Genomic DNA, 10,034 nt, shown 5'->3' with positions numbered 1-10,034 from the left:
GTCGGGGGGCCCGCGGGGCGGGAGGCGGCCCGGCGGCGGCGCGGCGGCGCGGCCTCGGCGGCGGGCTCGGATGTGGGGTTGGGTTCGTTGGAATCGGTCTGGTCGTGCATGCGGGCAATGCTCCCGTCGAGCTCCCGGGCGCCGCGTCCATGTCCGGTGGCGGCGGGCCGCTTGGTCGCGGTGCCGCTGTCCGGGGGCGCGGGCGCCGCACGGGAGCTGCTGTGTCGCTCGTCGGCACCGCGTCGGCGGGTCGACGAAAGTCTCATGTGGTCTGCGGCGCCGGACCCGGGTGGCTCCCTGGTGCGTCGGCGACGCGTGACGACGTGGCTACGCGGACCCGGCAGGTACCGTCACAGCGTCGCGATCATGCGCGAGCGGGTCGGTGACCGTGCCGGACTCCTCGTCGAGCGGCCCCTGCGCCAGCCTGGTCACCGCTGCGGGGACCGGCGGCGCGAGGTCGGCCGTCGCATGGAGGCCGGACAGTACGTCGTCGGGCCGTACGGCAGGTGTCAGGTGCCGTACAACCAGCCGCAGTATCGCACAGGCGCGGTCCTGCGGCCTATCGGCACCCTGTTCGGACATGTCCGCGTCGTGCCCGGCGCCGTTGTCCGGCGTGTCGTCCACGACTTCCAGGCGCGTGACGGCGCCGCGGGTGTCGAACGTGCGGATGCCGTTCTTCGTCTTGCGCTGTACTTCCACGGTCTCCGCGGCGAGGAACGCCGCGACGGCCTGTCGTGCCTCGGCCGGGTCGACACCGTCGAGCCTGACCTGCCAGACCGACGCCTCAAGGCGTTCGGCGAGTCCCGAGGTCCGGGCCTCGACCGCCTCGATGACGTCGAGTCCCGCGGGCAGCGACTCGTCGAGCAGCAGCCGCAGCTTCTCCGGGTCGACGCCGCGCGCGAGGGCGATCTCCAGATACTCCGCCTCGCTGCCGACGCCGGTGGGTGCGGCGTTGGCGTACGACACCTTGGGGTGCGGGGTGAAGCCCGCCGAGTACGCCATCGGCACCTCGGCGCGGCGCAGGGCCCGCTCGAAGGCACGCTGGAAGTCGCGGTGGCTGGTGAACCGGAGGCGGCCACGCTTGGTGTAGCGCAGTCGAATGCGCTGCACCGCCGGTGCGGGCGGCGGACCTTCGGGCTGTCGCTTGCCCAGTGTCGTTCAGTCCCTCGTGCGTACTCGTGTCCCGGGGGCCCGTCACCGGGCCCGCTTGTCTTTCACAAGGTTACGCCGCGTCGCGCGTTGCCGTTGACGGGTGACCCCTGCCCTGTGGACAACCCGGGGCCGCGGGCGCCTGGGCGGGGAACGGTGAAGCGGCCGGACGCCGCCTGCCCGGCGCCGGTCCCGCGCTCAGAGGTGGGTCGGCGGACGCCGCTCGCCGAGGTCGGGACCGGGGCCGGGGCCGAAACCGGAGGCGGAACCGGAGTCGGAACCGAAATCCGCGCCCGGCCGCTTACGGTGGCGGGCCGCCGGCCGGGGCAGCGCTTGCGTGGCGAGCGCGCTCACCACGAGCGCGTCGGCGGGATCGGGCGCCTCTGATACGTCGGCCGCGTCCGTCGCCGGGGCCGGGCCGAACGCCCCCGGTTCGTACCCCGCCCGCCGCGGTGGCAGCCGCCGTTCGGGGGCCCCGACCGGATCGCCGAAGAGCGCTCTGCGGGTCTCGGCGCGCAACTCGCGCAGCGCGCGGCGGGCGTCGGCGACCGCTTCCTTGACCGGCTGCCAGACCGCGCGCCGGTACCAGCGGCCCGCGGCCCGTACGGCGCGCAGTACGGGAGCGCCGGTCCGGCTCCAGACCCAGGCGGCGGGGACCGCGATCAGCACGCGGGCCAGCCACGCGATGCCGCGGCCGACGGCGCGCGAGACATAGCCGGTCACCCGCCAGGCGTGGCCGAGCGCCGCGCCGACCTCGCGTGCGACGGGGACGACGACGCGCCGCCACACGAAGCCGACCGGCAGCACGATCAGGGTCCTGACCAGCCAGAGCAGGCCGAGCCAGGTCATCCGCAGCGTCCACGCGAGGCCGCGGCCGACCGGCGTGAGCACGTACTGCCACAGCGCGGTCAGCGGCCACACCAGCGCGTACCGCACGAAGAAGACGACGGCAGCGGCGAGCGCGAGGGCGGCCGGCACCAGCAGGGAGTGCCAGAGCCGGCGGGCGGGCGCGGCGAGGAGGTGGTGGCCGAGCCAGGAGGCGCCCGCGCCCAGACCCGCGCCGAGGGTCAGCAGCGTCCAGCGGACGGCGCGGCCGACGGGCGCGAGCACGTACCCGTAGAGGGCGGTCAGGGGGACGACGAGCAGCCAGTGCGCGAGCAGTCCCGTGCCGGTGCCGAGCACGCGCAGTGTCCAGGCGGCGGCGTGGCCGAGCGGCACGAGCACGTACCGCCACAGGGCGACGAGCGGGACGACGACCAGGCAGCGGGTCAGGAAGACGGCCGGGATGACCACCAGCGTCCGCGCTGCCCAGGCGAGCGCGGCGCCGAGGACCCGCAGCGGCGGGAGCAGCAGGCGGCGCCACGTCCAGCGCAGTCCGGCCGAGGTCCCGCGCCCGGCCGTCGCGAGCGCGTCCCAGAGCAGGCGCAGCGGCAGCACGACGGCGAAGGCGACGAGACGGACCGGCATACGTATGGCGACGGTCAGGCAGCCGTCGCCGCTCCCCCGCGGGTGTTCCAGAGCCATGCGGCGAACCTACCCGCAGGGCCCGGCGGGTCGTCGTGCCGCGCGGTCAAGTCGTCCGCCGCGCCCGCGTGTTGGGCATGCGCGGGTCCTGTCAACAAATCGAATGACGTGCGTAAACCGTTGACAAGCCAGTGACACGATCGCACCATGTGACTCGCAAAAAGCTGGTCAATGCTCTCCCAATTCTTCACATCTGTATGCAACTTCACGGCAGGAGCCGCCTCGCGTCCTGCGAACCCCGCGCGTCCCGCGCGCCGTCCGCGCTCTCTCGTTCCGACTGAACAGAGGACACATGAAACGGAAACAGCTCAGCCGCCGACTGATCACCGGCCTGGTCACCGCCGGTCTGATCGCCATCGGTCTCCTGCCACTGTCCGGGGCCGCCGCCGCGGCCGACCGGCCCAACCTCGCCTCGGGCAAGGCCGCTTCGGCGAGCGGCGCGGTGGGCGGATACCCCGCCTCCGCCGTCACCGACGGCAACCAGGGCACGTACTGGGAAGGGCCGAACAACACCTTCCCGCAGTGGGTGCAGATCGACCTCGGCGGCAGCGGTGCCGCCGTCGACCAGGTGGTGCTCAAGCTGCCGGCCGGCTGGGAGGCGCGCACCGAGACCATCGCGGTGCAGGGCAGCACCGACGGCGCCGCCTTCAGCACGCTGTCCGCCGCGCAGGGCCGCAGCTTCAACCCCGCTTCCGCCAACACCGTGACGGTCGACTTCAGCGCCGCGACGGTCCGTTACGTACGGCTGAACATCACCGCCAACACCGGGTGGCAGGCCGCGCAGATATCCGAGCTGGAGATCCACGGCACGACGGTCACCGACCCCGGCGGCCCCGGCCCCGGCGATCCGGGCCCCGGTGACGGTACGGGCAAGGACCTCGCGCACGGCAAGCCGATCGAGGCGTCCTCGACGGCCCAGTCCTTCGTCGCGTCCAACGCCAACGACGGCCAGACCGGCAGCTATTGGGAGTCCAACGGCTTCCCGTCGACGCTGACGGTCAAGCTCGGCTCCGACGCCGACATCACCTCCGTCGTCGTCAAGCTCAACCCCGACGCCGCGTGGGGACCGCGCACGCAGAACATCCAGGTGCTCGGCCGCGGCCAGAGCGCGACCGGCTTCACCTCGCTGAAGGCCAGGGCCGACTACGCGTTCAGCCCGTCGGGCAACCAGAACACGGTGACCATCCCGGTCACCGGCCGGGCCGCCGACCTCCAGCTCGGGTTCTCCTCCAACTCCGGCGCCCCGGGCGGCCAGGTCGCCGAGGTGCAGGTCATCGGCGTACCCGCGCCCAACCCCGACCTGACCGTCACGGCGCTGTCGTGGACCCCGACCGCCCCGGTCGAGACCGACACCGTGAACGTCAGCGCCACCGTGAAGAACATCGGCAGCGCCGCGTCCCCGGCGACCACCGTCAACGTCAGCGTCGGCGGTGTCGTCGCGGGCAGCGCCCCGGTGGCCGCCCTCGCCGCCGGTGCGTCCGCCACCGTCCAGGTCGCCGTCGGCAAGCGGGCGGTGGGCAGTTACACCGTCTCGGCCGTGGTCGACCCCAACGGCACCGTCATCGAGCAGAGCAAGGACAACAACAGCCTCGCCTCACCGACGAAGCTGGTCGTCGCGCAGGCGCCGGGACCCGACCTCGAAGTGCTCGGCATCACCTCCAACCCGGCGAGCCCCGCGGTCGGCGCGGCCGTCTCCTTCACCGTCTCGGTGCACAACCGCGGCACCACTTCGACGGGCGTCGCCACCGTCACCCGCCTCACCGTGGGCGGCACCACGCTGGACACCAGCACCCCGGCGATCGCCGCGGGCGCGACCGTCACCGTGAACGTCACCGGCACCTGGACCGCGACCAGCGGCGGCGCCACCCTCGTCGCGACCGCGGACGCCACCAACGTCGTCGCCGAGACCAACGAGAACAACAACACCTTCTCCCGCTCGATCGTGGTCGGGCGCGGCGCCGCCGTCCCGTACACCGAGTACGAGGCCGAGGCCGCCACGTACCAGGGCACGCTCCTGGAGACCGACCCGCTGCGCACCTTCGGCCACACCAACTTCGCGACCGAGTCCTCTGGCCGCAAGTCGGTACGGCTGAACACCACCGGTCAGTTCGTGGAGTTCACCTCGACCAACCCGACCAACTCGATCGTGGTGCGCAACTCGATCCCCGACGCCGCGAACGGCGGCGGCATCGAGGCCACGATCAGCCTCTACATCAACAACACGTTCGACCGGAAGATCACCCTGTCCTCGAAGCACAGTTGGCTGTACGGCAACACCGACGGCCCCGAGGCGCTGACCAACTCGCCGCAGGCGGACGCCCGTCGGCTGTTCGACGAGTCCAACGCGCTGCTGTCGACGACGTATCCGGTGGGCACCAAATTCCGTCTCCAGCGGGACGCGACCGACACGGCGTCGTTCTACGTCATCGACCTGATCGACCTGGAGCAGGTGGCGCCGCCGAAGGCCAAGCCCGCCGACTGCACGTCGATCACCGAGTACGGCGCGGTCCCGGACGACGGGATCGAGGACACCGCCGCGATCCAGCGAGCCGTGACCGACAACCAGAACGGTGTCATCAACTGCGTGTGGATCCCGGCGGGCCAGTGGCGCCAGGAGAAGAAGATCCTCACCGAGGACCCGCTGCACCGCGGCCAGTACAACCAGGTCGGCATCAGCAACGTCACGATCCGCGGCGCGGGCATGTGGTACTCGCAGCTCTACTCGCTGATCCAGCCGCAGGACGCCGTGGGCAGCATCAACCACCCGCACGAGGGCAACTTCGGCTTCGACATCGACAACAACACGCAGATCTCCGACATCGCGATCTTCGGCTCCGGCCGGATCCGCGGCGGTGACGGCAACGCCGAGGGCGGCGTCGGCCTCAACGGCCGGTTCGGCAAGAACACCAAGATCAGCAACGTCTGGATCGAGCACGCCAACGTCGGTGTCTGGGTCGGCCGCGACTACGACAACATCCCCGCCCTGTGGGGCCCGGCGGACGGGCTCGAATTCAGCGGGATGCGCATCCGCGACACCTACGCCGACGGCATCAACTTCACCAACGGCACCCGTAATTCGAAGGTCTTCAACTCCTCCTTCCGCACCACGGGCGACGACTCGCTGGCGGTGTGGGCCAACAAGTACGTCAAGGACCAGTCCGTCGACGTCGCGCACGACAACCACTTCGTGAACAACACCATCCAGTTGCCCTGGCGCGCCAACGGCCTCGCGATCTACGGCGGTTACGGCAACACCATCGAGAACAACCTCGTCTACGACACCATGAACTACCCGGCGATCATGCTGGCCACCGACCACGACCCGCTGCCGTTCTCCGGGACGACCCTGATCGCCAACAACGGCGTCCAGCGCGGCGGCGGCGTCTTCTGGGGCGAGGCGCAGAAGTTCGGGGCCATCACCCTGTTCGCCTCCACCAGCGACATCACCGGCGTCACCATCCGGGACACCGACATCGCCGACTCCACCTACGACGGCATCCAGTTCAAGAACGGCGGCGGCGCCATGCCGGGCGTCACCATCAGCAACGTCACCATCGACAAGTCCAACAACGGCGCGGGCATCCGCGCCCAGGGCGGCGCCCGCGGCAGCGCGACCCTGTCCCACGTCACCATCACCAACTCCGCCAACGGCAACGTCCTCATCGAGCCCGGCTCCCAATACGTGATCACCGGCTCATAACCAAAAACCCTCGCCCCCCAAGAGCCGTGGCCCCGCCCGCATCCAGCGCGCGGGGCCACGGGCCTTCTACTCACATCAGGCCCCCGGGGCGGCATCTGGGCGCCCTGTCCACTGCACCAGCGCTGGCGATCAGGCTCGGTCGCAATGGTGTAAGTGGCCCCGCACGGCTATGAGGCGACCTTCTGCCGGGCAAGTTCCTGGGCACGCTCGGATACCTCGCGGGCGTGCTGGTTCTTGAGGTAGGGACGAAGGCGGCGGCGAAGGACGTTGAAGTGCTCATCAGCACGCGAGGACGAGAGGCGCTCGTAATCGTCAAGGAATGTCGACCAGGTGGCGCAGGACGCCTCCAAGTGACCGACTTCGAGCTGCCGTTGCGCGAGCAAGCCGTTGGCGTGTGCGCGTCCCTGCTTCTCAACCGGGGGGCGCACTCGATTGGAGTCCTGCATGGCCGCGATGGATCCAGCCACATCACCCAGGCCGTAGAGCACGCTGGATACGTGGAAGAAGTAGGCGGCCTGGTCGTAACCGCCAATGGCGTCGCGCCGGTTGTCGGCTTTCGAAAGCGCGGTCTGTGTTTCGGCGAGGCGGGAGAAGGCGAGCCGTTTGTCTTTGACGAGCGCCGCGCCCTGGGCTTGTTGCCCGGTGAGGAAGGCTTGTAGGCGCGGGCCCGCCTTGGGCGCCGCCTCTGCGGCGGAGTCGGCGAGTTCCAGCGACCGTTTCCCGTGCTTGAGATTGGCTGCCTGAAGCGCCATTCCGCGCAGGGTGCGGCAGTAGGTCACGTGGTCCTCGGCGTCAGCGGCCAGGTGGAGGGCCTGTACGTAGTACCGCTGGCCGAGCCCGTGCGCCTTCTCGTACATGGCCATCCAGCCGGTGAGGTACACGAGGTCGGACGCGGCGGCGAGCATGTCCTTCCTGACAGCTTCGGAGGCATCAGCCCGCAGGTAGGGCGCGACCGTGTTCACCAGGAACGCCGCCGCCATGGGGCGAGCGTGACCGCCGCCAAGTTCGTCGAGGATGTCCGCGATGCGGTCGGTCATCGTCCGGACTGTGGCGATCTCGCCCGTTCCGATCCGCGTGGCACGCCCAGTGGCGTGTGCCTCGGCGCGGCCCGCCAGATCGACATAGGCGGGAATCGGTAGGGCGGCTGCGTAAAGCGTCGTCGTGACGAACTTGCGACGAGAGGGGTCCATGTCTTCTCTCCCGATGGTGACAAGTCCCTCCACAGTGTCCTCGGGCATGGCCAGCGCGGCCAGAGTCGCTGTTTCGGCCACCGACGGAGGAAAGCCGGCTTCGGCATGAGTAACCGGGCGTCCCAGACGGCGAGACAACGCTTCCAGAATCAACGGACGCCACTTCACTTGCGGACGGGTGCCGCCAAGCCACTTGTTCACGTTGCTCTTGTCACAACTCACGCTGACACCGGCTTCGTTGGCAGCACGGTTCACTGCGGCGGCCAACTCGACCTGGGACCACCGTGCCTCGCTCAGAAGCCCTCTGAGACCTTCGTTCGGCTCGTGCTCAGCCATGCTGCCACTCTCCGCGGGTGGACGAACTTTCCACGCTTTCCACTTCGCACGCCGGTCCAACGGTACCGCTCTCCGTACGCAGACGGTTGCGTAGTGCGTGCAACCAGTCAGGGCGAGCGGCAGTTCGGCTCGCGGCACGGGAGAGCGCACGGAGGACAGTGATGGCAAGCGATTACGCCAACCGGACCAGGTTGGACCTGGCCTGCGAGCCATCCGCCCCCGGTCTCGCCCGGCGTCACGCACAAGAGGTCCTTGAAAGCTGGGGCCTCACCGACGAGGTCGTACAGGACGCCCTCACCGTCGTCTCGGAGTTGACGGCCAACGCGGTTCGCCACACGGGCGAACCGACCGAGCAGGAGTCCGCAGGGCACCGTCGATCCGTGGTCCGCACGTGTCCCCTGACCCTGTGGATCAGCACAGACCGCCTGTACGTCGCGGTCCAGGACCAGAGCGACGACCCACCCGAACTGCGGCCCACGTCTCTGGACGCCGAGAGCGGACGCGGACTTCAGATCATCGCCGGCCTCACCGAAGGCGCGTGGGGATTCGAGAGGGCTGCGCCCGTCGGCAAGACCGTCTGGGCAAGTCTGCGACTTGCCGCCCCGTTGCGAGCGGACAAACAACGGTCCAGGACGCCCCGGCGGGAGACGCTACCTGCCTCGCTTCGCGCGACAGCCGGGCATACGGGGGTTCGCGCATGACGCCTGACCTGGACCCGCTCAGGCCATGTCCCGAACCGCGCCCATCCACTTCAGAGGAACATGCCGTGACCATTTCCACCCCCAACATCAACTCCATCGCTCCGCCCAGGCACCGGTCCATCTGCTCGGCCCTGACCGTCCTGCCCGACCCACTCGCCCACACGGCCCTGGCATGGTCCGGATACCGCCACGACATGACTGCTGACATCCGGGACCTGCGCTGCACCCTCGAACGTCACACCAGCGGCGCCCACTACGCCATGGTCCTCGACATCGCCGGCAACACCGCCGTCTGGAGCCGGTGGCCGCTGAACAGCACCCCGGCCATTCTGCTGATCCTCCCGGACTGCCCGGCCACCCATCCCACGCATGGCGGCTGTAGCGAATACGAGGGCCACCCCGACGGCCACACATGGCAGCTCCACGACCCCTGGAACCCCCCTCACCGGCTGACCGGAGGAATGAACGATGCTTCATGACCTGATCGTGAGCCCGTTCCTTGACGGATATCTGGCCTTACGGCCTGGCAGCGCGGCAGGGGCACGTCTGCCTGAGGCCGGCTACGAGGAACTACGCGCCCTCGTCGGCAACGACTCCCCGGCCCCATCGTGGTTTGCCGAGACTGTCGCGCAGGTGTGGGGTCTGGACCTGGTCGGCAAGCCTGTATCGAAGGCGGTGCTGGTCCGCGAGCGCTCGTCCTACGGCTTCTCAAAGGCGAGTTGGGAGATCAACCTCGGCTGCAACTTCGCCTGCACGCACTGCTACTTGGGCATGATGCTCACCGTCTCCACCAATGCGTCCCGGTTGTGGGAGAAGTCGCTGCTGGCCATGTTCGAGGAGTGCCCCGCCTACCGGCTTGTCGTCAGCGTGTACGGGGCGACCGAGGAGAGCGTCGACCGGCTCACACAACGGCGCGGTGCCTGGAAGGCGTTCAAGCGAGGAATGGACGCCGCGCGTGAGGCTCATCTGCCCGTGCGGCTCAACATCATCGTCACCAACGACAACGCCCACGAGACGGACGCCATGGTGGCCCTCGCCGAGAAGTGGGGCCTGAAGCACCATGTCTTCAGCAACATGACGCCCACCATCTACGGCGGTCCGGAAAGCCTGCTCGCCCAGTCCAGCAACCACTTGCGGGAACGCAGCGCGTTCACCGGGTGCAACGCCGGGGTGACGTTCTTCCACGCCGATCCCCACGCCAAGGTGAGCATCTGCAAGGTCGGCCGTGACGACCAGATCGACCTCATGGCCGAGGGACTTGAGGGCCTGCGTCGGCTGCCCGCGATCTCCGACGCCCTGATGCTTCGCACTGGGGGCTGCGAGGGCTGCCAGCTCTCCGGCACATGCAAGGTGTGCCGGCCGCTGGCCAAGCAGTTCCAGGAAACGAAGGCTCCACTGATGGTGCACGCATGACCGCAGTCGCCGTAGAGATCT

The 10,034-nt window shown here is 69.6% G+C and carries 7 protein-coding genes; 4 read left to right on the top strand and 3 right to left on the bottom strand.

From position 1 onward, the window contains the following. Positions 1 to 327: 327 nt before the first annotated feature. On the bottom strand, positions 328 to 1,110 hold the full coding sequence (locus BGM09_RS16405; protein WP_188282334.1) for a TIGR03936 family radical SAM-associated protein: 783 nt from the start codon (positions 1,108 to 1,110) through the stop codon (positions 328 to 330). Between the two features lie 237 nt (positions 1,111 to 1,347). Beyond that, complete coding sequence (locus BGM09_RS16400; RefSeq protein ID WP_188282333.1) at positions 1,348 to 2,673, bottom strand: hypothetical protein; 1,326 nt, start codon at positions 2,671 to 2,673, stop codon at positions 1,348 to 1,350. A 292-nt stretch (positions 2,674 to 2,965) separates the two neighbouring features. Here BGM09_RS16400 and BGM09_RS16395 point away from each other — a divergent pair, with 292 nt between their 5' ends. Continuing rightward, positions 2,966 to 6,373, top strand: a complete 3,408-nt coding sequence (locus BGM09_RS16395) for a CARDB domain-containing protein (protein WP_188282332.1) — start codon at positions 2,966 to 2,968, stop codon at positions 6,371 to 6,373. Positions 6,374 to 6,540: 167 nt separating this feature from the next. Here BGM09_RS16395 and BGM09_RS16390 read toward each other — a convergent pair whose 3' ends face one another. Continuing rightward, positions 6,541 to 7,899 (bottom strand): hypothetical protein, encoded by a 1,359-nt coding sequence (locus tag BGM09_RS16390; protein WP_188282331.1) that lies wholly within the window; start codon positions 7,897 to 7,899, stop codon positions 6,541 to 6,543. Positions 7,900 to 8,060: 161 nt separating this feature from the next. On the opposite strand from BGM09_RS16390, the gene BGM09_RS39180 reads away from it, so the two are divergent. From BGM09_RS39180 to BGM09_RS16375, 3 genes are all read left to right on the top strand, one after another. After that, complete coding sequence (locus BGM09_RS39180; RefSeq protein ID WP_188282330.1) at positions 8,061 to 8,600, top strand: ATP-binding protein; 540 nt, start codon at positions 8,061 to 8,063, stop codon at positions 8,598 to 8,600. A 65-nt stretch (positions 8,601 to 8,665) separates the two neighbouring features. Then, positions 8,666 to 9,079 (top strand): hypothetical protein, encoded by a 414-nt coding sequence (locus BGM09_RS16380; RefSeq protein WP_188282329.1) that lies wholly within the window; start codon positions 8,666 to 8,668, stop codon positions 9,077 to 9,079. Next, complete coding sequence (locus BGM09_RS16375; protein WP_188282328.1) at positions 9,069 to 10,013, top strand: radical SAM protein; 945 nt, start codon at positions 9,069 to 9,071, stop codon at positions 10,011 to 10,013. Before BGM09_RS16380 ends, BGM09_RS16375 begins: the two co-directional genes overlap by 11 nt. Positions 10,014 to 10,034 lie beyond the last annotated feature (21 nt).

This window comes from Streptomyces sp. CBMA29 (assembly GCF_014596445.1).
Taxonomy (GTDB): Bacteria; Actinomycetota; Actinomycetes; order Streptomycetales; family Streptomycetaceae; genus Actinacidiphila.
This window is presented reverse-complemented; position numbering and strand designations above follow the sequence as displayed.

What these genes read in the sequence shown, in the direction of transcription:
- BGM09_RS16375 (WP_188282328.1), top strand. Translation starts at nt 9,069, where the DNA reads ATGCTTCATGACCTGATCGTGAGCCCGTTCCTTGACGGATATCTGGCC.
- BGM09_RS16390 (WP_188282331.1), bottom strand. Translation starts at nt 7,899, where the DNA reads ATGGCTGAGCACGAGCCGAACGAAGGTCTCAGAGGGCTTCTGAGCGAG.
- BGM09_RS16400 (WP_188282333.1), bottom strand. Translation starts at nt 2,673, where the DNA reads ATGGCTCTGGAACACCCGCGGGGGAGCGGCGACGGCTGCCTGACCGTC.
- BGM09_RS16395 (WP_188282332.1), top strand. Translation starts at nt 2,966, where the DNA reads ATGAAACGGAAACAGCTCAGCCGCCGACTGATCACCGGCCTGGTCACC.
- BGM09_RS39180 (WP_188282330.1), top strand. Translation starts at nt 8,061, where the DNA reads ATGGCAAGCGATTACGCCAACCGGACCAGGTTGGACCTGGCCTGCGAG.